At 58.4% G+C, this 24770-nt stretch carries 24 protein-coding genes; 19 read left to right on the top strand and 5 right to left on the bottom strand.

What is annotated here, in order from left to right:
- Positions 1 to 113: 113 nt before the first annotated feature.
- From acs to AC2FJ5_RS11405, 8 genes are all read left to right on the top strand, one after another.
- Entirely contained in the window at positions 114 to 2078 is a 1965-nt protein-coding gene (gene acs / locus AC2FJ5_RS11440; protein WP_496793424.1) for an acetate--CoA ligase, read from the top strand.
- A gap of 7 nt (positions 2079 to 2085) precedes the next feature.
- The gene (locus AC2FJ5_RS11435; protein WP_496749082.1) at positions 2086 to 2769 is read left to right on the top strand and encodes an adenylate kinase; all 684 of its coding nucleotides are present in this window, start codon (positions 2086 to 2088) and stop codon (positions 2767 to 2769) included.
- Positions 2770 to 2953: 184 nt separating this feature from the next.
- On the top strand, positions 2954 to 3238 hold the full coding sequence (locus AC2FJ5_RS11430; protein ID WP_142634329.1) for a DUF4212 domain-containing protein: 285 nt from the start codon (positions 2954 to 2956) through the stop codon (positions 3236 to 3238).
- Positions 3239 to 3244: 6 nt separating this feature from the next.
- Positions 3245 to 5029 carry a sodium:solute symporter family protein gene (locus AC2FJ5_RS11425; RefSeq protein ID WP_142634331.1) on the top strand — a complete coding sequence of 595 codons (1785 nt, stop codon included), beginning with the start codon at positions 3245 to 3247 and terminating at the stop codon, positions 5027 to 5029.
- A gap of 111 nt (positions 5030 to 5140) precedes the next feature.
- The gene (locus AC2FJ5_RS11420) at positions 5141 to 6964 is read left to right on the top strand and encodes a DUF294 nucleotidyltransferase-like domain-containing protein (protein ID WP_496793422.1); all 1824 of its coding nucleotides are present in this window, start codon (positions 5141 to 5143) and stop codon (positions 6962 to 6964) included.
- Positions 6965 to 6990: 26 nt separating this feature from the next.
- Positions 6991 to 7509 carry a hypothetical protein gene (locus tag AC2FJ5_RS11415; protein WP_142634335.1) on the top strand — a complete coding sequence of 173 codons (519 nt, stop codon included), beginning with the start codon at positions 6991 to 6993 and terminating at the stop codon, positions 7507 to 7509.
- Between the two features lies 1 nt (position 7510).
- Complete coding sequence (locus tag AC2FJ5_RS11410) at positions 7511 to 8923, top strand: 3'-5' exonuclease (RefSeq protein WP_142634338.1); 1413 nt, start codon at positions 7511 to 7513, stop codon at positions 8921 to 8923.
- Between the two features lie 88 nt (positions 8924 to 9011).
- The gene (locus AC2FJ5_RS11405; protein ID WP_496690705.1) at positions 9012 to 9512 is read left to right on the top strand and encodes a flavin reductase family protein; all 501 of its coding nucleotides are present in this window, start codon (positions 9012 to 9014) and stop codon (positions 9510 to 9512) included.
- A 3-nt stretch (positions 9513 to 9515) separates the two neighbouring features.
- Here the strand turns inward: AC2FJ5_RS11405 and AC2FJ5_RS11400 are convergent, their stop codons facing one another.
- From AC2FJ5_RS11400 to AC2FJ5_RS11390, 3 genes are read right to left on the bottom strand one after another with little or no spacing between them, the layout of a single operon-like run.
- Positions 9516 to 9995 carry a DUF6505 family protein gene (locus AC2FJ5_RS11400; protein WP_496690706.1) on the bottom strand — a complete coding sequence of 160 codons (480 nt, stop codon included), beginning with the start codon at positions 9993 to 9995 and terminating at the stop codon, positions 9516 to 9518.
- Complete coding sequence (locus AC2FJ5_RS11395) at positions 9995 to 10690, bottom strand: biotin/lipoate--protein ligase family protein (RefSeq protein ID WP_496700136.1); 696 nt, start codon at positions 10688 to 10690, stop codon at positions 9995 to 9997. The genes AC2FJ5_RS11400 and AC2FJ5_RS11395 overlap by 1 nt, the downstream gene beginning before the upstream one ends.
- Entirely contained in the window at positions 10687 to 11748 is a 1062-nt protein-coding gene (locus AC2FJ5_RS11390) for an Mrp/NBP35 family ATP-binding protein (protein WP_142634347.1), read from the bottom strand. The genes AC2FJ5_RS11395 and AC2FJ5_RS11390 overlap by 4 nt, the downstream gene beginning before the upstream one ends.
- A 110-nt stretch (positions 11749 to 11858) precedes the next feature.
- On the opposite strand from AC2FJ5_RS11390, the gene AC2FJ5_RS11385 reads away from it, so the two are divergent.
- Positions 11859 to 12587 (top strand): hypothetical protein, encoded by a 729-nt coding sequence (locus tag AC2FJ5_RS11385; protein ID WP_496687667.1) that lies wholly within the window; start codon positions 11859 to 11861, stop codon positions 12585 to 12587.
- Here AC2FJ5_RS11385 and AC2FJ5_RS11380 read toward each other — a convergent pair.
- Positions 12581 to 14533, bottom strand: coding sequence for a 4Fe-4S binding protein (locus AC2FJ5_RS11380; protein ID WP_496793421.1), 1953 nt, complete (start codon positions 14531 to 14533; stop codon positions 12581 to 12583). The genes AC2FJ5_RS11385 and AC2FJ5_RS11380 overlap by 7 nt on opposite strands.
- A gap of 230 nt (positions 14534 to 14763) precedes the next feature.
- On the opposite strand from AC2FJ5_RS11380, the gene AC2FJ5_RS11375 reads away from it, so the two are divergent.
- From AC2FJ5_RS11375 to AC2FJ5_RS11330, 10 genes are all read left to right on the top strand, one after another.
- Positions 14764 to 15318, top strand: coding sequence for a DUF3305 domain-containing protein (locus AC2FJ5_RS11375; RefSeq protein WP_142634353.1), 555 nt, complete (start codon positions 14764 to 14766; stop codon positions 15316 to 15318).
- Positions 15315 to 15896, top strand: coding sequence for a DUF3306 domain-containing protein (locus AC2FJ5_RS11370; RefSeq protein ID WP_496793420.1), 582 nt, complete (start codon positions 15315 to 15317; stop codon positions 15894 to 15896). The genes AC2FJ5_RS11375 and AC2FJ5_RS11370 overlap by 4 nt, the downstream gene beginning before the upstream one ends.
- Before the next feature lie 4 nt (positions 15897 to 15900).
- Complete coding sequence (locus tag AC2FJ5_RS11365; RefSeq protein WP_496793418.1) at positions 15901 to 16512, top strand: TorD/DmsD family molecular chaperone; 612 nt, start codon at positions 15901 to 15903, stop codon at positions 16510 to 16512.
- 59 nt (positions 16513 to 16571) lie between these two features.
- Positions 16572 to 16760 carry a ubiquinol-cytochrome c reductase iron-sulfur subunit N-terminal domain-containing protein gene (locus tag AC2FJ5_RS11360; protein ID WP_496793417.1) on the top strand — a complete coding sequence of 63 codons (189 nt, stop codon included), beginning with the start codon at positions 16572 to 16574 and terminating at the stop codon, positions 16758 to 16760.
- A 107-nt stretch (positions 16761 to 16867) separates the two neighbouring features.
- Entirely contained in the window at positions 16868 to 19762 is a 2895-nt protein-coding gene (locus AC2FJ5_RS11355; RefSeq protein WP_496793416.1) for a formate dehydrogenase subunit alpha, read from the top strand.
- 11 nt (positions 19763 to 19773) lie between these two features.
- Positions 19774 to 20367, top strand: coding sequence for a formate dehydrogenase FDH3 subunit beta (gene fdh3B / locus AC2FJ5_RS11350; RefSeq protein WP_085821701.1), 594 nt, complete (start codon positions 19774 to 19776; stop codon positions 20365 to 20367).
- A 121-nt stretch (positions 20368 to 20488) separates the two neighbouring features.
- A complete protein-coding gene (locus tag AC2FJ5_RS11345; RefSeq protein WP_496793415.1) occupies positions 20489 to 21670 on the top strand; it encodes a formate dehydrogenase subunit gamma in 1182 nt (393 codons plus the stop codon).
- Complete coding sequence (locus tag AC2FJ5_RS11340) at positions 21671 to 22933, top strand: c-type cytochrome (protein WP_496793414.1); 1263 nt, start codon at positions 21671 to 21673, stop codon at positions 22931 to 22933.
- Positions 22934 to 22946: 13 nt separating this feature from the next.
- Positions 22947 to 23072: a hypothetical protein gene (locus AC2FJ5_RS11335; protein ID WP_271946568.1), complete on the top strand. Its 126-nt coding sequence runs from the start codon at positions 22947 to 22949 to the stop codon at positions 23070 to 23072.
- Entirely contained in the window at positions 23073 to 23945 is an 873-nt protein-coding gene (locus AC2FJ5_RS11330; RefSeq protein WP_142634368.1) for a substrate-binding domain-containing protein, read from the top strand.
- A 2-nt stretch (positions 23946 to 23947) separates the two neighbouring features.
- Here AC2FJ5_RS11330 and AC2FJ5_RS11325 read toward each other — a convergent pair whose 3' ends face one another.
- Positions 23948 to 24763, bottom strand: a complete 816-nt coding sequence (locus AC2FJ5_RS11325) for an ABC transporter substrate-binding protein (RefSeq protein WP_496793413.1) — start codon at positions 24761 to 24763, stop codon at positions 23948 to 23950.
- Positions 24764 to 24770 lie beyond the last annotated feature (7 nt).

Genomic DNA, 24770 nt, shown 5'->3' with positions numbered 1-24770 from the left:
CATTGTTTTCTGATCTCCGTATTATCCTGCATCGGGAGGAAACAGGTCGACATTGCCTGTTCAGCGGGCAAGATTGTCCCAGTGAATTTAAGTCCAGAGGGAGGAACCTCAGAATGACAACCGCTGCTCAGGCAGATGCCAAAGTTTATCCGCCATCCGCAGAAATTTCAGCGCGTGCGCATGTCGATGCCAAGAAATACGGCGAAATGTACACGGCTTCTATAAACGACCCCGTTGCATTCTGGGGCGAACAAGGCAAACGCGTTGACTGGATCAAACCCTATACACAAGTGAAAGACGTCAGCTATGATTTGGGCTCGGTCGGGATCAACTGGTATGCGGATGGCACTCTGAACGTTTCAGCCAACTGCCTGGATCGTCATCTGAATACACGCGGCGATCAGACTGCGATCATCTGGGAACCTGATGACCCGAATGAACCCGCCCAACACATCACCTATGCCGAACTGCACCGCCGTACCTGCCGGATGGCAAATATCCTGGTTTCCATGGGCGTGCGCAAAGGCGACCGTGTGGTCATTTATCTTCCGATGATCCCCGAGGCTGCATATGCCATGCTGGCGTGCGCACGTATCGGCGCAATCCACTCTATTGTTTTTGCAGGGTTTTCCCCCGATGCCCTGGCTGCACGCGTCAACGGATGCGACGCCAAGGTTCTGATTACAGCTGATGAGGCCCCTCGCGGCGGCCGTAAGACACCGTTGAAGTCAAACGCAGACGCGGCCCTGCTGCACTGCAAGGACACGGTGAAATGCTTGGTTGTCAAGCGTACCAACGGCCAGACCACATGGATCGACGGGCGCGACTACGACTATAACGAGATGGCGCTCGAGGCGGATGACTATTGCGCGCCTGCGGAAATGGACGCCGAAGACCCTCTGTTCATTCTGTATACCTCCGGTTCGACCGGTCAGCCGAAGGGTGTCGTGCACACGACCGGCGGATATCTGGTCTATGCGGCAATGACGCATGAGATCACCTTCGATTACCATGAAGGCGACGTCTATTGGTGTACCGCCGATGTCGGCTGGGTGACCGGCCACAGCTATATCGTCTATGGCCCGCTGGCCAATGGCGCGACCACGCTGATGTTCGAAGGTGTTCCGACCTATCCGGATGCATCCCGCTTTTGGCAGGTCTGTGAAAAGCACAAGGTCAATCAATTCTACACGGCCCCTACCGCTTTGCGCGCCCTGATGGGGCAAGGCAATGAATGGGTCGAGAAATGCGATCTGAGCGATCTGCGCACGCTGGGCACTGTGGGTGAGCCGATCAACCCGGAAGCGTGGAACTGGTACAATGACGTTGTCGGCGGAGGACGCTGCCCGATTGTCGACACTTGGTGGCAAACCGAAACCGGTGGTCACCTGATGACTCCCCTGCCCGGCGCCCACGCAATGAAGCCCGGCTCGGCTATGAAGCCTTTCTTTGGTATTCAGCCCGTTGTTCTTGACCCGCAATCGGGGGTCGAGATCGAAGGCAACGGAGTCGAAGGCGTGCTGTGCATCAAGGACAGCTGGCCGGGTCAGATGCGTACGGTCTGGGGCGATCATGAACGGTTCGAGAAGACTTATTTCTCGGACTACAAAGGCTACTACTTCACCGGTGACGGCTGCCGCCGGGACGACGATGGCGATTACTGGATCACCGGACGTGTGGACGATGTGATCAACGTCTCGGGGCACCGCATGGGTACGGCCGAGGTTGAAAGCGCTCTGGTGGCACATGCTGCCGTGGCCGAGGCCGCGGTTGTGGGCTATCCCCATGATATCAAAGGGCAAGGCATCTATTGCTATGTCACCTTGATGAATGATCGCGAACCCTCGGACGAGCTTGTGAAAGAGCTGCGCACCTGGGTTCGGACCGAGATCGGACCGATTGCCAGCCCGGATGTGATCCAATGGGCTCCTAGCCTGCCAAAAACCCGCTCGGGCAAGATCATGCGCCGTATCCTGCGTAAGATCGCCGAGAATGATTTTGGATCGCTCGGTGACACATCGACCCTGGCTGATCCGTCCGTGGTCGACAACCTGATCGAAAACCGCGCAAGCAAGTGAGGATGTGATGGACGCTGCCACGATCACTACACCCACCGTACTGATCCTTCTCGGCCCCCCGGGCGCCGGGAAGGGTACACAGGCCCGTATGCTCGAAGACAAGTTCGGGCTTGTCCAACTCAGCACGGGTGACCTGTTACGGGCGGCAGTTGCCGCAGGAACCGAAGCCGGAAAAGCCGCCAAAGCTGTCATGGAGGCGGGTGATCTGGTCAGTGACGATATCGTAATTGCAATCCTGCGGGATCGTCTGGCCGAACCGGACTGCGCCAAGGGCGTCATTCTGGACGGCTTCCCCCGCACCACGGTTCAGGCACAGGCGCTGGACGCGCTGCTGTCAGAGACCGGTCAGAAGATCAACGCAGCCATCAGTCTTGAGGTTGAAGACGCTGAAATGGTGATCCGTATTTCCGGCCGTTACACATGTGCCGGATGTGGCGAAGGGTTCCATGATCGGTTCAAAACGCCCGCAGTCGAAGGCAAATGCGACAAATGCGGCAAGACCGAGTTCAAGCGCCGCGCAGATGACAATGCTGAAACCGTCGCCTCACGGCTGGCTGCCTATCACGCGCAGACCGCGCCGCTGATCACTTATTACCAAGACCACGGCGTTCTGAAAGGTCTGAACGCAATGGGCAACATCGAAGACATCGCCGGCAATCTGGAACGGATCGTCAGCGACACAATGAACTAGGGGAATATGGCCCGCCCTCAATAAGGGCCGAATTCCTAAAGGAAAACTTCAAAGGACCCGCTCTGGCGGACCAGAGAAGTCTTGCCTGATGCCACCTGGCATCAAGCATATCGAAAAGTGGCCCCGCGCGCTGGAGGGTTAGGACAACGGGCCGCTCAAAGAGAAAGCGAAGGAGGAACCCGCGATGGCGGATCAATCAACACACTCCGCGCAGACTGCCGAAGCCGATAAGGGCTATTGGCAGGCCAACCTGCGTCTTATCTACATCAGCCTGGTGATCTGGGCGCTGGTGTCGTTTGGATTCGGCATTTTGCTGCGTCCACTTCTGTCCGGCATTTCCGTCGGCGGAACCGATCTCGGCTTTTGGTTCGCGCAACAGGGATCCATCTTGGTCTTTCTGCTGCTGATCTTCAACTACGCCTGGCGGATGAACAAGCTAGACGCTGAATACGGCGTTGAGGAGGAGTAAGGCCCTATGGACCAGTTTACCATCAACCTGCTGTTTGTGGGCGCGTCCTTTGCGCTTTACATCGGCATCGCGATCTGGGCCCGTGCTGGGTCCACATCAGAATTTTACGCCGCCGGTCGCGGCGTTCACCCGGTCACCAACGGTATGGCGACAGCGGCAGACTGGATGTCTGCGGCCTCGTTCATCTCGATGGCGGGCCTCATCGCCTTTACTGGTTATGACAACTCGTCCTTCCTGATGGGTTGGACCGGTGGTTATGTGCTGCTGGCGCTGCTTCTTGCACCTTACCTGCGTAAGTTCGGCAAGTTCACCGTGTCAGAGTTCATCGGCGACCGCTTTTACAGCCAGACCGCGCGTATCGTGGCGGTGATCTGTCTGATCGTAGCGTCTGTGACCTACGTGATCGGCCAGATGACCGGCGTTGGCGTAGCTTTTGGCCGCTTCCTTGAAGTGTCAAACACCACCGGGTTGTTAATTGGTGCAGCCGTTGTGTTCGCCTACGCGGTGTTTGGGGGGATGAAGGGCGTGACCTACACACAGGTCGCTCAGTACTGCGTGCTGATCACCGCCTACACAATCCCAGCCATCTTTATTTCCCTGCAACTGACTGGCAATCCGGTTCCGGCTCTGGGTCTGTTTGGTGATACCGCCAGCGGTGAACCGCTGCTGACCAAGCTGGATGCGATCGTGACCGAGTTGGGCTTTAACGAATACACCGCCCACCACTCGGACACGCTGAACATGGTGCTGTTCACGCTGTCGCTGATGATCGGTACGGCCGGTCTGCCGCACGTTATCATGCGTTTCTTCACCGTGCCGAAAGTGGCTGATGCCCGCTGGTCTGCCGGTTGGGCGCTGGTGTTCATCGCACTGCTGTACCTGACCGCCCCTGCGGTTGGCGCAATGGCCCGTCTAAACATCAGTGACATGATGTGGCCAAATGGCGGCATCGAAGGTGGCGCCGTATCCGTCGAAGATATCGACAACGACGCCCGTTATGACTGGATGGCCACATGGAAGAAAACCGGCCTGCTGGACTGGGAAGACAAGAACGGCGACGGCAAGATCCAGTACTATAACGACAAGAATGCCGACATGCAGGCGCTTGCGGAAGAGAAGGGCTGGGTCGGAAACGAGCTGACCAAGTTCAACCGTGACATCCTGGTTCTGGCCAACCCCGAGATTGCCAACCTGCCGGGTTGGGTGATCGGTCTGGTCGCTGCCGGTGGTCTTGCGGCTGCTCTGTCGACCGCTGCGGGCCTGTTGCTGGCGATCTCGTCCGCGGTGTCACACGACCTGATCAAAGGCGCGATCAACCCGCAGATTTCGGAAAAATCCGAGCTTCTGTCGGCGCGGATCGCAATGGGCGTGGCCATTGTTGTGGCGACATATCTGGGCCTGAACCCTCCGGGTTTTGCAGCGCAGACCGTTGCCCTGGCGTTTGGTCTGGCAGCTGCCTCGATCTTCCCGGCGCTGATGATGGGGATCTTCTCGACCCGCATCAACAACACCGGTGCAGTTGCTGGTATGCTGGCTGGTCTGACTGTGACACTGGTCTACATCTTCCTGCACAAGGGCTGGTTGTTCATTCCGGATACCAACTCGTTCACGGATGCTGATCCTCTGTTGGGTACGATCAAGTCGACTTCGTTCGGTGCGATCGGTGCATTGGTCAACTTCACTGTCGCCTATGTGGTGGCTGGCATGACCAAGGAAACCCCGCAAGAGATCAAGGATCTGGTCGAAAGCGTCCGCATTCCCCGTGGCGCGGGTGCCGCTCAGGATCACTGAGTAGAGATGCGGCCCCTGAGCACCTTGCCAAAGGCCGTGTCTTTCGACTGACTACTCCCGCCCGGCATTCCACCGGGCGGGATTTTTCGAATAGAAACCGAGGAGTATCCGATGCCCCTTCCCCAAGCCGAGATCACGCGGTTTCTGAAATCCGTTCACCCTTACGACGCCCTGCCCGCCGATGATCTGGCAACGCTGTCTGATCAGATCGAAGTTTGGGAGGTCGAAGAAGGATCCCCGGTGTATCAACTGGGCGCGCCCCTGCCCGGCGTATTCGTGATTTACGAAGGACAGGTTGAAATCACTGACAGGAACGGTGCGATTGTCTCTCATCTGGGGTTGCGGAATTCTTTCGGGGAACGCGGTTTACTGAAAGACGGTAAAGCCGCGACCAAAGCGCAGGCACACGCAAACTCGGTTTTTTTTGTGATTCCGCCCAACCTGATCCGAGACCTCATTGACGAACATGAAATCGTCGCCAAATTCTTTGATCGGACCCGCACGGAACGCTCCAGCCCCCAAAGCCTTGCAACCAGCGCTATCGACGTTCTGATGGCACATAACCCCGCAACCTGCCCCCCTAATACCACCGTTCGCGAAGCGGCGCAGATGATGAGGGACAAACATATTTCCTCTCTCTGCATCACCGAGGGGGACATTCTTTTGGGGATCGCCACCTTACGAGATATCTCGGGCAAATACGTTGCCGATGGGATGTCTGTGGATACGCCTGTCTCGGCAATAATGACGGCAAACCCGGTGACGCTGTCGCCGTCTGATATCGGATCGGATGTTCTTCACATCATGATGGAGCGCGGCATCGGCCATATTCCGGTATCCGAGGCTGGGCGTCTGGTCGGAATTGTCACCCAGACAGACCTGACCCACTATCAGGCGGTCAATTCCGCCGAGTTGGTGCGCCGGATAGCAACTGCGCAAACCGCGCAGCAGATGGCAGAAGTGACCGAAGAGATTCCCCGGCTTCTGGTCCAGCTTGTCGCTGCCGGAAATCGCCACGAGATCGTTACACGCCTGATTACCGATATCGCCGACACAGCCACCAGACGTTTGCTGGCAATGGCGGAAAAACAGCTTGGACCACCACCTGTGCCTTACCTATGGCTGGCCTGCGGATCGCAGGGACGACAGGAACAAACCGGGGTGTCGGATCAGGACAACTGCTTGATGCTGGATGACAAAGTAACCGATGACGACATGTCATATTTCCAGACACTGGCAAAAATCGTGTCGGACGGGCTGGATAAATGTGGGTACTTTTATTGCCCGGGCGACATGATGGCGACAAATCCACGCTGGTGCCAACCGGTAAGTGTCTGGCGTGATTATTTTCGCGGGTGGATCGCCAAACCAAACCCCGAGGCGCAGATGCTGGCCTCGGTCATGTTCGACCTGCGCCCCATTGGCGGCGCATTTCACCTGTTCGATGACCTGCAGTCCGAAACGCTGGCCGCGGCCCAAGCGAATTCAATCTTTGTGGCGCATATGATCTCGAACTCGCTAAAGCACACGCCGCCGCTGGGCCTGTTACGCGGGTTTGCCACGGTACGCTCGGGCGAACATCGCAACACGCTGGATCTAAAGCATAATGGCGTTGTGCCTGTGGTTGACCTGGCCCGGATATACAGCCTTCAGGGGCAACTGTCCCAGGCCAATACACGTGCCCGCCTGAAAGCAGCTGGGGCGGCAGGCGTCCTCAGCCCCTCAGGTACCCGCGACCTGCTGGACGCTTACGATCTGATCGCCGAAACGCGGCTGGACCATCAGGCCCGTCTGGTGAAAGGCAACAAGAAGCCGGACAATTTCCTTCCCCCTTCCGATCTTTCGGACTTTGAGCGAAGTCATCTGCGAGATGCCTTTGTCGTGGTAAAAACAATGCAATCGGCGGTCGGCCACGGTAAAGGAATGCTGGGCTAAACCCTCAGGAACCTTGGAGAGTATTCATGTTCTTAGAACTGATCGGCACGATATTTGCAGGCGTCGCCCTAGCCGGCATCGTGATGGTGATCAACAAACTGACGGGTGGACGCCTGCCTCGTTGGTCCGCACCAGTCGCGGCGGGCATTGGCATGATCGGGATGACGATCAACAGCGAGTATTCATGGTTTGACCGCACGCGCGATACGCTTCCAGATGGTCTGATCATCATTCAAGAGGTCGAAAGCCGCGCTTTGTACCGTCCCTGGACCTATGCGATGCCCTTTGTTGATCGTTTTGCCGCAATCGACACCCTATCTGTGCGCACCAATGACCAAGTGCCTGAGCAGCGCCTCGTTGAACTGTATTTCTTTGGTCGTTGGGCACCGGTTTCAAAATTGCCGGTCGCTGTGGATTGCGACAAGAACCAACGCGCCAATCTGGCGGATGGGGCAGAGTTTGGTGACAACGGCCAGTTGCTGAACGCCGATTGGGTAACAGGCTCTACGAACGATCCGATCATCGAGGCCACTTGCGGAGTGTAACATGCTGACCCGATTAAGCCTGCGCCTGCGGATTTTCCTCTTCTTCTGCCTGCTGGCGGTCGGCGGGGTTGCCGTCAGCTCGGTTGCGCTTTGGGTCAGCTACAGGCGAGCGGCGGATCCGGCCCTTTTCGACGCGTTCATCTTTGCAGAGATCGTCATCGGGTTCGGTCTGCTGGCCCTGATCGCCGCTGTCTGGCTATTGTTCGACGATAATGTCGCCAAGCCGATCGAAAGGCTTTCCGCTGAACTGCGCGCACGAGCGCATGCCGGTGTCAGCCGCGACCTCGATCTGCAAGCCGCGCGGTATCTTGGCGACCTGGCCCCTGCGGCTGCCGGTCTGGCCAACCAACTGTCCGACAAGACCATGGGCGTGGCAGAGGCTGTCGCTGCTGAAACCGAGCATCTGGCTGTGGAACAGCAAAGGCTTAGGGCGCTTTTGACTGAAATTCCTGTAGCCATATTGCTGGCTAGCCCCTCTCACAGGCTCGTTTTGTATGACGGACAGGCGGCCGAGGTACTGGCACAGATTTCGCATCCACGCCTGAATGCGCCACTGTTCGATTACTTCCAGCCAGACGCGCTGCAGAAAGCCTATGCCAAACTGGCCAAGACCGGGATGGAGGCATCCTGTTCGCTGACCAGCATTGATGGGGCGCAGACCTATTCAGCCCGCATGAAACCGCTGGGGGAAACTTCCGGCTATATGCTAATCCTAGATGACAGCGCCGCCAATATAGCGCCTGAGGCTGCCAGACCTCTGGTCTATGACTTTGGTTTGCTGAACACATCCACCGACCAATCATTCGAGACATTGCCTCTGCGCGAGCTTTGTTTTGTTGTCTTCGACACCGAAACCACAGGCCTGCTGCCGCACAAAGACGAGATCGTCCAGATCGGCGCAGTCCGTGTGGTAAATGGACGGATGGTCGAAGGCGAAAGGTTGGATATGCTGGTGAACCCGGTCATGCCGATCCCTGCCGCCTCGACCAAGGTTCACAAGATCACGGATCGAATGGTCGAAGGCGCGCCGGAAATCGCCGAAGCCGGGCGTATCTTTCACGAATTCGCGCGAAATGCTGTAATCGTGGCTCATAATGCACCTTTTGATATGGCGTTTCTACGACGCCACGCCGACCGTATGAAAGTTGAGTGGACGCATCCCGTACTGGATACGGTCCTGCTATCAGCGGTCCTGTTCGGCGCCAGCGACACGCACACTTTGGACGCGCTGTGCGAACGGCTGGACATTACAATTCCGCATGAGCTGCGCCATACGGCATTGGGTGATGCAGTTGCCACCGCCGAGGCGCTGGTTCGGATGCTTCCGATGCTGCAAGCGCGCGGGATGAATACGTTTGGCGAGGTCATCGAAGCAACCCGCCGGCACGGTCGTCTGCTTGAGGACCTGAACTGAGGGCGAAATATGCACCTCAGGCGCAGCTTTTCATGGACAATCCCGACTTGCCGTGGCACCTGAGGCGCGGCCACAGAATGAGCGTGAGATGACGGACCGCACCTTCACCCCAACCCCGGACAACAGCACCGCGTTTCGCGAGGCATTGGGGTGTTTTGGAACCGGGGTCACGGTCGTCACCACCGAAACAGCGCTGGGGCCCCGCGCAATCACGGTCAATTCGTTTTCCTCGGTCTCGCTGACGCCCCCGCTGGTGCTGTGGTGCCTGGCGAAGGATTCAAACCGGTTCGACGCTTTCAAAGACTGCGATCACTATTCGATCCATGTGATGGCTGAGGAACAGCAGGAACAGGCCCTAAAATTCGCGCGCGAGGGTGCGGATTTTTCACATGCCAACTGGGCCGCAGATCACCGTGGCCGCCCTCGTCTGGCGGATTGTCTGGCGCGGTTCGACTGCCAGCTTCATGCCCGGCACGAGGCAGGGGATCATCTGATCATCGTGGGTGAGGTCGAACATGCCATGTACCGCACCGGCAAAGGCCTGATCTTCAAACGCGGTCAATTCGGTGGGTTTGCCGATCTTCTTTAAGCCCTATTCGTCCAGCGATCCGTGGACGGCCAGCGCCTCAAGCTGGGTTTCCTGCGGTGTGATGATGCGAAACGCCTCAAGCACCCCGGTTTCAGACAGCTCACGGGCGACCGTCAGCAGAGTATTGGCGGCGTGATCATCGCATAGCTCTGCCATATGCGCGATCTCTTCCTGCGCAACACCCAGGGCGGCCTCGACCGATGGGGCTCCGTAGAATTGCACGAAATGTTCCGCCAAATTCCGGGCAATCTGGTCGATCTCGGCCTGTTCAACCTGCGTCACCGCTACAAAGGTCACCCGGCCGAATGTCTCAACCCCCAACCAACCATTCGCAAAGGCCTGGCGGGCTTTACCCTCCAAATCGCCTTCGCCCCAATTCGAAAACTCGAACCCGCCGGAAATGCACCACTCACCCGTTCTCGCCGGAGAATGAAACACATTCATGTCGCTTTCATCGAAATGGATCGCACGGGCCAATTTCATTATCCGTTCTCCAGTAAGTTAGTCAGCGGGTGCAGGCGGGTGTCCGCACCATTGCGGATAAGCATGCCAAACCGTTCATCAGTGCCCAAAAAGACCCCGATCTCGCCATAGGGTTCGCCAACACCACGCAGCAGGCCCAACCATTCGCTGTGCAACGGCGCGTTTCCGTCTTCTTGCCAGCGGTTGAGCCATGTCAGCATATGGCGCGACCAGCTTTCAATCAGTTGGACAGGCTGGACCTCGGCACACCCTTCATCATAGAGCGCTGTGATATCCGGGGTCTGGCCTGGCGCAGTGCTGGTCTGTAGCAAGGCCAGCTCCCAGCCGACAATCAACCAGTCGGGCTCAATCTGAGGGTCTGAAGTCGACGCAGCAACCTGAAACTTGCCGCAGGTCGCACCATTCACACAGATAGGGCCGCCCCAGTCCAGATGAACGGCAACCTCGGGCGGGGCCAGAGCGCCCAGCGCATTCTGAAACCCAACTCCGCAAAGCGGCAACATCACCATGGCGTCCTGCAACGGAACCTCAGGTGCAAATACAATGGCAACGCGCAAATGGTTGGCCTGAATGTTGTAGACCACCGTTCCGGCATCACAGCCCAGCGCTGCCATCGCCTGGGCGCGTTCGAACGGGTCTTCCCCGCCCTGAACGCCATGTCCAGTTAGCAACGGAGGAAAGACCGGCAGGGTCATGCATTGCCCTTGGTGATCATGTCGCGGGCAATCTTGCGGAAAGCTTCGGCCTGTGCGCTGTCCGGCTTGCTGACAACGATGGGCGCGCCCCCATCCGCCGCAACCCGGATATCCAGATGCAGCGGAATCTCACCAAGCAGCGGAATGCCCAGCGCCTCGGCCTCAGCGGCGACGCCGCCATGGCCGAACACGTGCTCCTCATGACCGCAATTCGAACAGATATGGGTCGACATATTCTCGATCATTCCAATAATCGGCGTCTTGAGCTGATTGAACATATCGATCCCTTTGCGCGCGTCGATCAGGGCCACGTCCTGCGGGGTCGACACCACGATGGCCCCGTCCACCTTGAACTTCTGACTGAGCGTCAGTTGCACATCGCCGGTGCCCGGCGGTAGGTCGACAATCAATACATCCAATGCTCCCCACTGAACCTGCCCCATCATCTGCTGAAGCGCGCCCATCAGCATCGGACCACGCCAGACGACCGCCTGACCTTCGTTGGTCATCAGTCCCATCGACATCATCGTGACGCCATGATTGCGCAGGGGCAGGATCGTTTTGCCATCCGGGCTGGCCGGGCGGCCAGAGACACCCAGCATCCGAGGCTGTGAAGGGCCATAGACATCAGCATCCAACAACCCGACACGCCGCCCTTCTGCAGCCAAAGCACAAGCCAGATTTGCGGATACGGTGGATTTACCGACTCCGCCCTTACCGGATGCAACGGCGATGATCCGATCGACACCCGGAACGGCCTGCGGACCTGTCTGAGACGGTTTCGGCTTGGGCTTCAGTTCAGGCGGGGCCTTTTCGGAATGCGCAGTCATCATGGCGGAAACCTTGTCGACCCCCTCCACCAACTGCGCAGCCTGCTCGGCGGCGGCGCGCACCGGCTCCATCCGCTCTGCCTGTTTCGGATCAATCTCAAGCACAAAGCGCACTGTATCGCCATCGACATTCAACGCGCGGACAACTCCGGCGCTGACGATATCCTGGCCTGAAACCGGATCGGTGATTTTCTTCAGGTTCGCCAGAACCGCGTCACGAACACTCATGCCATTACCCTTTTGGTTTGCCCGGTCGTTGGGATACGTTTCATTGCATGTGTCTCCGTCTTTTTTTCGTTCATTTGACGCATTCGGGCGCAGGCCGATAAGCTGCCTTTATGCGGGTTACCTTCTTTTGCCTGAGCTTGCTGCTCTCTGCTACCCCCTCTTGGTCGCAAGAGGCGCTGGGGCTTGCCGCCCCGGATGAGGTTACAGACTCTGGTCTGTTGCAACATATTCTTCCGCGTTTTTCTCTCAAGACCGGGATACGCGTCGTTGCAGACGATTCCGGCGCTATGGCTTTGGGCGGTTCACCGCCAGGTGATCCGGTATTCGAGCGTCATGGCGTCACCTATCACCTGCGCATTGTGGACGACCCAAGGCAGATTCGGTTTCGGGAGTGGCTGCTTTCTGACATCGGCAAACGCACCGTTGAAAGCTTTAGCCCCGATAGCGGCCCGTCCTATTCGGCCAGTTTCACTGTCGAAGCCGCAACAGAGGGTCCGAAGATCGAAGGCGACGCTGTCCTGGGTGCGGAATTGTCGATGACCCATTGCGGGCGGTGCCATGTGATCGGTCCAGAGAACCGAATGAACGGGCTTGGCTCCACCCCCTCTTTCGCCGTGCTGCGGGCTATGCCGGACTGGTCCGAACGGTTCGAGGCCTTCTTTGCCCTGAACCCTCATCCCGCTTTCACGCAGATTGAGGACATAACCCCACCCTTCGATCCTCTGCGTCCCCCTCCAATCCACCCGGTCGAGATGACACTAGAGGAGTTAGAGGCCATTCTGGCCTTTGTCTCGGCCATCAAGGCAGCAGATCTGGGCGCGCCGCTACAGCTTCAATGATCCTTTCTTTTCGAGAAATAGTCCTCGGTCGTGACGACTTTGGGTTTCGGGTTTGACTGAAACGGGTTGTCCTTGTGTTGGAACTGTGCGTTCACGCGACAGTTGTCACACATCTGGATCATGCGCGCCTGCTCGGATGTCGCAAACATCGGATGCGTACCAGACAACTTTTCCATGATACGTTCGACGGTCGATTTGACACCAAAGAGAGCACCGCATTCCACACATGCAAAAGGATCTTCTTCGTTCAACACGTCCTGAGACAGGGCCGCATCACTTAAATCCAGTTGCGGAACCAGAGTTATTGCATTCTCGGGACAGATTGTCCGGCACAGACCACATTGCAGACAGGCATCCTGTTGAAAGTTCAGCTGCGGCATATCCGGGTTGTCGGCCAAAGCGCCTGACGGACAAAGGGACACGCAGCTGAGGCACAATGTACAGGCGTCCGTATCCACCGCGATGGCCCCATAGGGTGCATTCTCGGGCAAGGGCAACGGGGCTGCGGCCTGCGGGTTCAGCGCCTGTGCGGCCAGTCGCGTAATCTGCCTGCGATTTCCCAGCGGCAGAACCGGGTCGGCCAAGGGGGGCGGCACCTCCTGCGCATATAGCAGGTCGGACAGCGCATCGGGATCAGCCTCATCGATCAGTGCCAGACCGCCCGCGCCAGCGATCGCCTGCGCCAGCGCCAGTTCGCGGTCCAAGGCATCCCTTTCGGTTGTTGGGGCCAGCAGCACATCAACCCGCGCAAACCCATGTGCCAGCGCGGCCAGCATCTCGGCATGGCCAAAGCCCGAGATCACGTTCAGTTCTAGCGGGATCACATCCGCTGGAATCCCGCGTCCGAAACGGGCGGACAGACGGATCATTTCGGCCCCATGCGCGTCATGCACCAACAGTCGGGGGGCTTGCCCGCCTGCACGCCGGTAGGTTCGCGACAGAATGTGCATCCGTGACAGCAGCGCAGAAACGGGCGGATCCTCGTATGTGATCGCAGTCGAAGGGCACACCGCCGCGCATTCTCCACATCCCGCGCAAACCATAGGGTCGATGGCTACATGTTCGCCCGCAGGGGTGATCGCCCCCGTCGGGCAGATATCCAGGCAATTCGTACAGCCGACCTGTTCGGCACGGGAATGCGCACAGAGGGATTCCTCCAACCGGACATAGAGAGGTTTTTCAAATGTCCCGACCAGTTGCATGGCCTCAAACGCCAGCCGTTCGACAGCGACCGCATCTTTGGGATCAGCTCGCAAATACCCTTCGCGCTTGGCTGGGGCCTGAACCAGAGGCGTGCCGCCGGTCAGATCCACAACCATATCGCATGAGGAGTTCGCCCCATCGCGCGGTTCGGTCCAGCCAAAGGCCCCGCGTCCTCCGGGTTCAAGCTGCTGCAACGCATCCAGCTTTATCGAAAACCCGCCCAGCGCACCTTTCACAGTACGAACGCGCCCGCGCACCACATCAAAGCTGCGCGACATGGGGTCCATGTCATCAGTAGCCAAGACCGTCACGGCCAACTGGTCCGACAGGCGTTCTGCCACTTCAAAGCTCAGCGCGCCGGGCCCGACGATAAAGCATGTCCCTTCACTGACCACATCCACGCTGCGTGTGATCGGCTGAGGCAATACCGCCTCAGCAGCTAGCGCGGCCATTTTGGGGGCGGCATCCTGCCCTTGTTCAGACCACCCGGCACGATCGCGAAGATCGACAAACCCTGGCACTTCGACACCTAACTCATCGGCCAATGCCAGGAAAACATCCTGCTCTTGCATACAGGCAATTACGACGTTGCCCTCTTGCAGCGGCTTGGCGGCGGATTCCAGTTCTTTCGTACATAATGCGGTGTGAATTCTGGAGCAGGCGACATCGCAAGCTGACGATAGCTTCTCAGCGTCAATGGTTTGCGTTCCCGCACAGTCACATAGCAGCAATCTCGTACCCATAACCTCCCCCGGATGTCCTCCCCAGTCCAAGGTCAGCTTAGAACCTCTGAAGAAAGTAGCAATGCCCGTGGGGGCCGGATCGCCGGAACAAAGCCCGATAAGAGCCGCGAGGACCGTAAACAATCGGTGAAGGGTGCATATTCGACCACCCAAGGACTTGGCAGGAAGCTACTTTGTGTACCATAGTAGACCCTGAGGAAGGCAGGGGAGAGCTTTCCAGGGAGGACTTAGTGGCCAAGGCCGCCAGCCAGATTGAAATGCCAATCGGCGTCGTCGTGCGCAAAACACCCGGGGTTACACGCTGGGCGCAATGGAACTGGCGCGCCGTCGCCGTGCTGCCCGGCGCTGGACCGGCCGATTGGTTGGAGATGCGGCGCGAGGGTGAAGCGGTCGAATACCACGCGGCCACCCTGCCCCTGACCCTGTGGTCAGATGAGGCCGAAGCCTACATGGTCAACCTGTCGGACGGGCAACCCTCGATCTATCTGGTCCTGCGCGATGCGCTGGATGGAACACAACCGATGGACGCTGTGCTGGTGACCGCCTCACCCTTCGAAGGACAGGACTACGCCGATACCGGCGAAGAGCTTGTCGAGAAAATCCCAATGACTGATGGGCTGATCGCTTGGGTACGTGACTTTGCTCTGGAACACCATCGCAACGAAGTCTTCGTCAAGCGCCGCCGTGATAAGAAACGCACCGATCTGGTTGAGGACGGCAAAGGGGATGTACGCATCCGGCAGGACTCGGATGTTTTCCGCGCCCCGCGGAGGATCGTGCAGTGACCGAAACCCGCGATTTCTGGTCGCGCCGCAAGGCCGCCGTTCAGGCTGAGGCCAAAGCTGAGGTTGTAGCAGCACAAGAACAGGCTTTCGCTGAACAGCGGGGCGAGCTGGAAGAAAAGACTGACGCTGAAATTCTGGCAGAATTCAATTTGCCCGATCCTGATCTTTTGCAAGTTGGTGACGACGTCTCGGGCTTTATGGCCAAGGCAGTGCCTGACCGGTTGCGCCGCCGCGCCCTTCGGCAGCTCTGGCGCCTAAACCCGGTTCTGGCCAATGTCGATGGGCTGGTGGATTACGGCGAGGACTATACCGACGCCGCCTGCGTGATCGAGAATATCCAGACCGCCTATCAGGTCGGCAAAGGAATGCTGGCCCATATCGAGGCTTTGGCCGCTCAGACCGAAGAGGAAGACACAGACCCGATCCCTGAGGTTGAAGAACCCACGCAAGAGCCTGAGTTGCCCGAGGTACCCGAGATGCAATCGTCAGAGCCAGTAGTGATTTCTGAAATCGACGACCCGGAAGAGGCAGAGCTTACGCCTGCCCCACGCCGCATGAAGTTTGAATACGAAGGATAACCGTATGACCGCAAGCAACGCGCAAAACCTGGACGTCTCAGCCGAGGATCGTCTGCGCGCGGATTTCTATAACTTCCTTGGGCTGCTGCTTGCGGCGCCTCCGGATCAGATGCTGCTGTCTCAGGTTACTGGTCTGACTGGCGATGAAACCGATCTGGGTCAGGCTATCAAGGCCATGTCGCGGGTCGCCAAGGTGACCAAACCCGCGGCTGCCGAACGCGAATTCAATGCCCTGTTCATCGGGCTAGGACGCGGAGAACTGCTGCCCTATGCCAGTTTCTACCTGACCGGGTTCCTGAACGAAAAACCGCTGGCGCAACTGCGCAACGACATGGCGGTTCGTCAGATCACACGGGCGCAGAACGTGTTTGAACCCGAAGACAATATCGCCTCGTTGATGGAGATGATGGCGGGCATGATCGTCGGACGCTTTGGTTCACCCGCCTCGCTGGAAGATCAAAAAGCGTTCTGGAACAAGCATATCGGTCCCTGGGCCGCACATTTCTATTCAGATTTGGAAGCCGCGGAAAACTCGGTTTTCTATGCCTCGGTCGGCACCGCCGGTCGGGTTTTCATGGAAATCGAGCGTGAAGCCTTTCGAATGACGGCGGGATGATCCCGCCATTCGCCAGCGCCCCAAAAGGCGCTAGATCGCAATTGGGAAAGGAGGATCCCATGAGCAAAACCAAGGAAGAAGGCGCCACGCGCCGTGATTTCTTGAAACTGGCCGGAACCGCAGCGCCCGCTGCAGTCGCCGCCGCCAGCCTGAGCGGACAAGCCGAGGCAGCCCAGCTGCCGACGGATGAGACCCGCATGCAGGACACCGCGCATACGCGCGCATATCTGGACAGCGCCCGGTTCTGAACCCCGGACGATGTCACCACCCGACTGACGGTTGCGATTGGCCCTGACGTCGGCACCAACAGGACCAAGCCAGCCATGGAAAACATGGCCAGCAAGGGAGGAAAGAAATGCTTAGGAAAAAGACCAACGGGGTTGCGAGACGCTCCCAGCGGACAAGTATCCTGTCCCAGGTCGGCGAGAAAACCGTCGATCGCCGCGCATTCCTGCGCGGATCGGGCCTGACGATCGGCGGGTTGGCCGCGATCAGCGCCACGGGTGGAACCGTGACGCCAGCCAGTGCCCAGTCAGCGGCCAATCAAGCCGTTGAAAACATCAAATCCATATGCACGCATTGCTCGGTCGGCTGTACCGTAGTGGCCGAGGTGCAGAACGGCGTCTGGATCGGGCAAGAACCCGGCTGGGACAGCCCTTTCAACCTGGGTGCGCACTGCGCCAAGGGGGCCTCGGTCCGTGAGCACGCCCATGGTGAACGCCGCCTGAAATATCCGATGAAAAAGGAAGGCGGCGAGTGGAAGCGCATCAGCTGGGAAGAGGCGATCAACGAGATCGGCGACGGCATGATGAACATCCGCGAAGAATCCGGACCGGACAGTGTGTACTGGCTTGGTTCCGCGAAACATAACAACGAACAGGCCTATCTGTTCCGCAAGTTCGCCGCCTATTGGGGCACGAACAACGTGGACCATCAGGCCCGTATCTGCCACTCGACCACTGTTGCGGGTGTTGCGAATACATGGGGCTACGGCGCCATGACCAACAGCTATAACGACATCCACAACTCCAAGGCTATCTTCATCATCGGTGGCAACCCGGCCGAGGCGCACCCCGTCTCGCTGCTGCATGTTCTGCGCGCAAAAGAACAGAACAACGCGCCGCTGATCGTCTGCGACCCGCGCTTTACGCGCACCGCAGCGCATGCGGATGAATATGTCCGGTTCCGCCCCGGCTCTGACGTCGCACTGATCTGGGGTATCCTCTGGCACATCTTCGACAACGGCTGGGAGGACAAGGAGTTCATCCGCACCCGTGTCTGGGGCATGGATCAGATCCGTGAAGAGGTCGCCAACTGGAACCCGGAAGAAACTGAGCGTGTGACCGGGGTACCCGGATCACAGCTTAAGCGCGTGGCGCGCACCATGGCCAATAACCGTCCTGGCACTGTGATCTGGTGCATGGGCGGCACCCAGCATACCAATGGTAACAACAACACACGCGCCTATTGCGTGCTGCAGTTGGCATTGGGCAACATGGGGACGTCGGGCGGTGGCACCAACATCTTCCGTGGCCATGACAACGTACAGGGCGCGACGGACCTTGGTGTTCTGTCCCATACCCTGCCCGGCTATTATGGCCTGTCCGCAGGGGCATGGGGCCATTGGGCGCGCGTTTGGGGTGAAGACCCTGAATGGCTGTCCGGCCAGTTCGCCTCGATCAAGGACAAGGAGGGCAAGGATAAACCGCTGCAGAACGAGCGCGGCATCCCGGTCTCTCGTTGGATCGACGGTGTTCTGGAAGACCCCGCCAACATGGATCAGGACAACAATGTCCGCGCCATGGTTCTGTGGGGGCACGCTCCGAACTCGCAAACCCGCGGGCCGGAAATGAAGACGGCGATGGAAAAGCTGGACATGCTGGTCGTGATCGACCCGTATCCCACCGTTTCCGCCGTTCTGCATGATCGAACCGATGGCGTTTACCTGTTGCCCGCCTGTACGCAGTTCGAAACCCGTGGCTCGGTCACGGCCTCGAACCGGTCGTTGCAGTGGCGCGACAAGGTGGTGGATCCGCTGTTCGAAAGCCTGCCGGACGAGGTCATCATGGCCAAGTTCGCCAACAAGTTCGGCTGGGCGGATCGGTTCTTCCGCAATATCGAGATGGAGGACGCCGAAACCCCGAATGTTGAAAGCATCACGCGTGAGTTCAACTCGGGCCTCTGGACCATCGGCTATACCGGCCAGTCGCCAGAGCGTTTGAAAAGCCACATGGCCAATCAGCACACGTTCGACAGAACCACGCTGCAAGCTATAGGTGGACCAAACGACGGCGAATACTACGGTCTGCCCTGGCCGTGCTGGGGAACGCCAGAGATGGGTCATACGGGGACACCGAACCTCTATGACATGTCCAAACCGGTGGCCGAAGGTGGCCTGACCTTCCGCGCGCGCTTTGGCGTGGAACGTGATGGTGACAACCTGCTGGCCGAAGGGGTCTATAGCGTTGGGTCGGAAATCCAGGACGGATACCCTGAGTTTACGATGCAGATGCTGATGGATCTTGGTTGGGACGGCGATCTGACGGCCGAAGAACGTGCGGCCATTGACGCCGTTGCGGGGCCAAAGACCAACTGGAAAACCGACCTGTCAGGCGGCATCCAGAGGGTTGCGATTGCACATGGCTGTGCGCCCTTTGGCAACGCCAAGGCCCGCACCGTGGTCTGGACTTTCCCGGACCCGATCCCGCTGCATCGCGAGCCGCTCTATACCAACCGGCGTGATCTGGTAGAAGACTATCCGACCTATGAGGATCGTCAGTCCTATCGCCTGCCAACCCTGTATGCCTCGATCCAGAAGAACGACTTTTCAAAGGATTACCCGATAATCCTGACGTCAGGTCGTTTGGTCGAGTATGAGGGTGGAGGTGAGGAATCCCGGTCGAACCCGTGGCTGGCCGAGTTGCAACAGGACATGTTCGTCGAGATCAACCCCCGTGATGCCAACAACCTGGGCATTCGCGATGGGGCTCAGGTCTGGGTCGAAGGGCCTGAGGGCGGCAAGGTCAAGGTAATGGCGATGCTGACCAACAGGGTCGGTGCCGGCGTGGCCTTTATGCCGTTCCACTTTGGCGGCCATTTCCAGGGTCAGGATTTGCGGGACAAATACCCCGCAGGTGCCGATCCTTATGTGCTGGGTGAAAGTTCCAACACCGCCCAGACCTATGGCTATGATTCAGTAACCCAGATGCAGGAGACCAAAGCGACTCTCTGCAAGATCTCAGCAGCGTAAGGAGGACGACAATGGCTAGAGCAAAGTTTCTCTGCGACGCTGAACGCTGCATCGAATGCAACGCCTGCGTAACCGCGTGTAAGAACGAGCACGAGGTGCCCTGGGGCATCAACCGCCGCAGAGTGGTGACGATCAATGACGGCGACCCGGGCGAACGCTCGATATCGGTTGCCTGTATGCATTGCTCGGATGCGCCCTGTATGGCGGTGTGCCCGGTTGACTGCTTCTATCAGAACGAAGAAGGGGTCGTCCTGCACTCCAAGGACCTGTGCATTGGCTGCGGCTATTGCTTCTATGCGTGCCCGTTCGGCGCGCCGCAATACCCACAGGCAGGCAACTTCGGATCACGTGGCAAGATGGACAAATGTACCTTCTGCGCCGGTGGCCCCGAGGAAACGCATTCGACCGCAGAGTTCGCCAAATACGGTCGCAACCGGATCGCAGAAGGCAAACTGCCCATCTGCGCCGAGATGTGTTCCACCAAGGCCCTGCTTGCCGGTGACGGCGATGTGGTGTCGGCCATCTACCGCGAACGCGTCGTGGCGCGCGGTTTCGGGTCTGGCGCCTGGGGGTGGGGCACAGCCTACGACCAAAAAGACGGCTGATCCTTGGCCAAACCTTCCCCGGCGCGCAAACCGTGTGCCGGGGAGCACTAAGATTTTTCGACGAAAAATCTTTGCCCGCCCAGAAAAGGGCCTACGCCAATGACCGCGTCACGAGGTTCATATGACTTTCCTGCGACTTCTGTTCTGTCTCATTGTTTTGACTGTTCCTGCCCTTGCTCAGGATGCTCCGGATCGCAATTCGACGGGTGGTGCGACCACGCTCGAGGATATCTTGGCCCGGCAGCGTGGCGAGACGGTCGATAACGGTTATCGCTCAGGTAACACCGGTCAAGGCAACGCCGAAGGTCTGATGGGCCAGTTGGGCACACGTGGCGTGGCGTCTGACAGCGACGTCTATCGCGCTTTGCGGTATGGCTCCGCGGATGTGACCGTTTCGTCGAACGGTCCTGCGGCCAGCGTCTTGATACAGGACGGTGGCATGTGGTGGTTGAATTTCCGAACAGGCCCATTGCGCGATTACGGCACGTATATTCTGGCCGGGATGCTTGGCATTCTGCTGCTGTTCTTCTTGATCCGGGGTAAAATCCGCATTGATGGTGAAAAGACGGGACGCACAGTTACGCGTTTCTCGGGCTTTGAGCGGTTCGGACATTGGCTGTTCGCGGGCTCTTTCCTGATCCTTGGCCTGACCGGTTTGCTGACCCTTTATGGTCGAGACTTTCTGATCCCAATCTTCGGGAAAGAAGGCTTTGCGGCCATAGCGCAGGGCTGCAAATGGCTGCATAACAACCTCGCCTGGGCCTTCATGCTGGGTTTGATCATGGTCACTGTGAACTGGATCGCCCACAACATCCCCAACCGCACCGACCTGAAATGGCTGGCCGCCGGCGGCGGGTTGTTCACGAAAGGCAGCCATCCTCCGGCCAAAAAATTCAACGCGGGTCAAAAGATCATCTTCTGGGCCTGTATCCTGCTGGGCGTATCGATCAGCCTGTCTGGCCTGTCTCTGCTGTTCCCGTTTGAGATGCCGCTGTTTGCTAAGACCTTCTCAATCGCAAATGCCACCGGCATCCCGCAGATGTTGGGTCTGAACCTTCCGGTGCAGATGTCCCCCCAGGAAGAGATGCAATATGCTCAAGTTTGGCACGTGATGGTCGCTTATGTCTTCATCGCCATCATCATCGCGCATATCTACCTGGGCTCGGTGGGCATGGAGGGCGCTTTCGACGCGATGGGCACTGGCGAGGTCGAGGAACAATGGGCGCGTGAGCACCACTCGCTTTGGCTGGAAGAGGTCCAGGAAAAAGAGGCCAGTAAGGCAGCGGCCTCGCCTGCGGAATAGATGCGCGGTCTAATCCTTGCACTGGTGTTGACCCCCCTGCCCGCAATGGCCGAGTTCTTTACGCTCAAAGGTCATGGAGGACCGATCATGGGGATTGCCGCCGCGCCGGACGGCCGGATTGCGACGGCCAGCTTCGACAACTCCGTCGGCCTGTGGTCAGACCGCACGCCGCAATGGCTTGAAGGGCACGAGGCTGCCGTGAACAGCGTCGCCTTTGGCGGCACAGCGATCTATTCCGCGGGTGACGACTTTACCCTGCGCCGGTGGCCGGATGGCCAAATCCTCGGGCGGCACAAAGGCAAGATCGTCGATATTGCTGTTTCAGACTCCTACATCGCCACTGCCAGTTGGGACGGCACGATAGGGGTTTGGCCGCTTGACGGGACAGAGCCAAGGGTATTAGGGCCCACAGGCAGCGGTGTGAATGCTGTTGTGTTCACACCAAACGGGGATGCGCTGTATACCGGCGGGGTTGATGGGGCGGTTCGTCTTTGGGATGTCGCAACCGGTCAGGAAAAACTGCGACTGGTTGATAACGGGTTCGGCATCAACGAACTGGTCCTGAACCCCCATGAAAACTGGATTGCCTATGGGGCCGTCGATGGCGTCACGCGCATTCGTGATCTGACTACAGGCGACGAGCATGATTTTACCCTGGACCGCCGTCCAATCCTTGCGCTGGCTCTCAGCCCGGACCGCCGCCTGCTGGCGGTGGGGGATGGTGAGGGTCATATCATGTTGGTCGATACCATCGATTGGCGCATCGCACAGGATTTCCGGGCCACATTGCGCGGCCCGGTCTGGGCGCTGGCCTTCTCAACCGATGGTAAAAACATCTATGCAGGTGGTATAGATGAGGCGATGTATAGCTGGCCGGTATCTGACCTTGGCGACCAACAACAGATGGCCGCGACTGAACCAAGTTTTCTGAAGAACCCTGACCAGATGGATAATGGCGAACGCCAATTCGTGCGCAAATGCTCGATCTGTCACAGCCTGACGGCGGACGGGCACAGACGTGCTGGACCTACTCTGTTTGGTGTGTTCGGGCGCCCGGCGGGCAGCTTACCGGGATATTTCTACTCGGACACGCTGCAAGACTCTGATATCATTTGGAATGACGAGACGATAAATGCCCTTTTCGACCAAGGACCAGACCATTACATTCCGGGATCGAAGATGCCCATGCAACGGATTACACAAGCGGATGACCGCAAAGATTTGATCGCCTTTCTGCGCCGCGTCACGGCACCGGAAAACTGAACCGGAGGTAAATATGAAAGCCTTTCTAGCCGCAGTTGCCACGATGGCTGTAATTGCCGTCGCTGCGCCATTTGCCTTAGGTCAATTCGGATTCAGCGCGGCGAATGCCAGCGCGGGTTCGGCCGTGCGCCTCGACTGAATGTCAGAATACCTGACCACCAAAGAACTGGCGGACCTGCTGCGCATTGGCGAGCGTAAAGCCTATGACCTTGCCTCATCCGGCGAAGTCCCCTGTGTCCGTGCCATGGGCAAACTCTTGTTTCCAAGGGCCGAAGTCATTGCCTGGCTGAACGCATCACGTAGCGGACCGCAGGTCGCAGAACCGTCGCTGCCGCCGATCGTGGCGGGCAGTCATGATCCGCTGTTGGATTGGGCTCTGCGGGAAAGCGGGTCGGGCCTGGCAACTTATTATGACGGCTCATTTGACGGCTTGAATCGTCTGAAAGAACGATCAGCGCAGGCTGCGGCGCTGCATATCCACGAGACAGACGGATTCAACACGCAATCTCTGCAGGACCATCTGGGAGAGGCACCCGTCATTCTGTTCGAACTAGCAAAACGCCAGCGTGGGCTACTGATGGCCCCCGGTGTGACTGGGATATCGGACTTTTCTGACCTCAGGGGCCGTCGCATTCTTCTTCGTCAGGACAGTGCCGCCAGTCAACGGTTGTTCGACACGCAACTGCAGGCGCACGGCCTGAACCGAGACGATCTGGATACCCTGCCGACCTGCGCACGTACCGAAGAAGAGCTGGCCATAGCCCTGCATGACAATAAAGCCGATGCCGGATTCGGCCTGGGTGCGCTTGCAGGGCTGTACAATCTGGGCTTTGCCCCGACCCATACCGAACGCCTGGACCTTGCCATCTGGAGGCGCGCCTATTTCGATGGCCCGATGCTTCGGTTGCTCGGCTTTGTGCAATCCGACCGCTTTGCCACCCGGGCAGAAGAATTCGGCGGTTATGACTTGTCGGATCTGGGAACCATCCATCACAATGGAGCCAGCGGCTGACCCTATTGGGCGTTGGGAAAGAACAGCTGCTGGCCGTCGAGCGTGTAAGATGCGATGGCCGCCTGCCCTTCGGGCCCGGTCAACCAGTCAATAAAGCGCTGCCCCGAGGCCGCCCGCACTTTGGGATGCTTGTCAGGGTTCACAAGAATAATCCCATATTGATTGAACAGGAGTGGATCGCCCTCAACCATGACCTCAAGGTTTCCCTTGTTGCCAAAGCTCTGCCAGGTCGCCCGATCCGTCAGCGCATAGGCACCCATCCCACTAGCCACGTTCAGTGTCGCCCCCATCCCGGATCCAGTTTCCCGGTACCAAGTGCCCGAAGCGTCGGTCGGGTCGATACCGGACGAGGCCCAATGGCCCAATTCTGCCTTATGCGTCCCACTGTCATCCCCGCGCGAGGCGAAGGGCGCCTTCGCCTTAGCCACGGCGGTCAGCGCCGCGACAATGTCAGTCCCACCTTTCACTTTGGCGGGATCGGATTTTGGCCCTACAAGGACAAAATCATTGTACATCACGTCCGACCGCTCAACACCCCAACCATCTGCCACAAACTTCTCTTCGGCAGGTTTGGCGTGAACCAGCAAGACGTCCCCGTCACCGTTGATCGCATTGCGGATCGCCTGCCCTGTACCAACAGCCACCACGCGGACATCAATCCCGCTTTCGGCTTCAAAGCCTGGCAGGATATGGTCGAACAAGCCCGAATTCTGCGTCGACGTGGTTGATTGGACTACAATAAATGGGGTTTCGGTCAATGCGGCTGTAGTGTTCAGGCCAAGCGCTATTACTGCAGCCCCGACGAATTTGCGGATCATTTGAACT

The organism is Ruegeria sp. CDSA221 (genome assembly GCF_059611825.1).
The sequence above is the reverse complement of the archived record's forward strand: the minus strand, read 5'-3'. Positions and strand labels throughout refer to the sequence as shown.

Bases quoted from the DNA above. Each gene is read 5' to 3' on its own strand.
- acs (WP_496793424.1), top strand. From the start codon at position 114: ATGACAACCGCTGCTCAGGCAGATGCCAAAGTTTATCCGCCATCCGCA.
- AC2FJ5_RS11435 (WP_496749082.1), top strand. From the start codon at position 2,086: ATGGACGCTGCCACGATCACTACACCCACCGTACTGATCCTTCTCGGC.
- AC2FJ5_RS11430 (WP_142634329.1), top strand. From the start codon at position 2,954: ATGGCGGATCAATCAACACACTCCGCGCAGACTGCCGAAGCCGATAAG.
- AC2FJ5_RS11425 (WP_142634331.1), top strand. From the start codon at position 3,245: ATGGACCAGTTTACCATCAACCTGCTGTTTGTGGGCGCGTCCTTTGCG.
- AC2FJ5_RS11420 (WP_496793422.1), top strand. From the start codon at position 5,141: ATGCCCCTTCCCCAAGCCGAGATCACGCGGTTTCTGAAATCCGTTCAC.
- AC2FJ5_RS11415 (WP_142634335.1), top strand. From the start codon at position 6,991: ATGTTCTTAGAACTGATCGGCACGATATTTGCAGGCGTCGCCCTAGCC.
- AC2FJ5_RS11410 (WP_142634338.1), top strand. From the start codon at position 7,511: ATGCTGACCCGATTAAGCCTGCGCCTGCGGATTTTCCTCTTCTTCTGC.
- AC2FJ5_RS11405 (WP_496690705.1), top strand. From the start codon at position 9,012: ATGACGGACCGCACCTTCACCCCAACCCCGGACAACAGCACCGCGTTT.
- AC2FJ5_RS11400 (WP_496690706.1), bottom strand. From the start codon at position 9,995: ATGAAATTGGCCCGTGCGATCCATTTCGATGAAAGCGACATGAATGTG.
- AC2FJ5_RS11395 (WP_496700136.1), bottom strand. From the start codon at position 10,690: ATGACCCTGCCGGTCTTTCCTCCGTTGCTAACTGGACATGGCGTTCAG.
- AC2FJ5_RS11390 (WP_142634347.1), bottom strand. From the start codon at position 11,748: ATGAGTGTTCGTGACGCGGTTCTGGCGAACCTGAAGAAAATCACCGAT.
- AC2FJ5_RS11385 (WP_496687667.1), top strand. From the start codon at position 11,859: ATGCGGGTTACCTTCTTTTGCCTGAGCTTGCTGCTCTCTGCTACCCCC.
- AC2FJ5_RS11380 (WP_496793421.1), bottom strand. From the start codon at position 14,533: ATGGGTACGAGATTGCTGCTATGTGACTGTGCGGGAACGCAAACCATT.
- AC2FJ5_RS11365 (WP_496793418.1), top strand. From the start codon at position 15,901: ATGACCGCAAGCAACGCGCAAAACCTGGACGTCTCAGCCGAGGATCGT.
- AC2FJ5_RS11360 (WP_496793417.1), top strand. From the start codon at position 16,572: ATGAGCAAAACCAAGGAAGAAGGCGCCACGCGCCGTGATTTCTTGAAA.
- AC2FJ5_RS11355 (WP_496793416.1), top strand. From the start codon at position 16,868: ATGCTTAGGAAAAAGACCAACGGGGTTGCGAGACGCTCCCAGCGGACA.
- fdh3B (WP_085821701.1), top strand. From the start codon at position 19,774: ATGGCTAGAGCAAAGTTTCTCTGCGACGCTGAACGCTGCATCGAATGC.
- AC2FJ5_RS11345 (WP_496793415.1), top strand. From the start codon at position 20,489: ATGACTTTCCTGCGACTTCTGTTCTGTCTCATTGTTTTGACTGTTCCT.
- AC2FJ5_RS11340 (WP_496793414.1), top strand. From the start codon at position 21,671: ATGCGCGGTCTAATCCTTGCACTGGTGTTGACCCCCCTGCCCGCAATG.
- AC2FJ5_RS11335 (WP_271946568.1), top strand. From the start codon at position 22,947: ATGAAAGCCTTTCTAGCCGCAGTTGCCACGATGGCTGTAATTGCCGTC.
- AC2FJ5_RS11330 (WP_142634368.1), top strand. From the start codon at position 23,073: ATGTCAGAATACCTGACCACCAAAGAACTGGCGGACCTGCTGCGCATT.
- AC2FJ5_RS11325 (WP_496793413.1), bottom strand. From the start codon at position 24,763: ATGATCCGCAAATTCGTCGGGGCTGCAGTAATAGCGCTTGGCCTGAAC.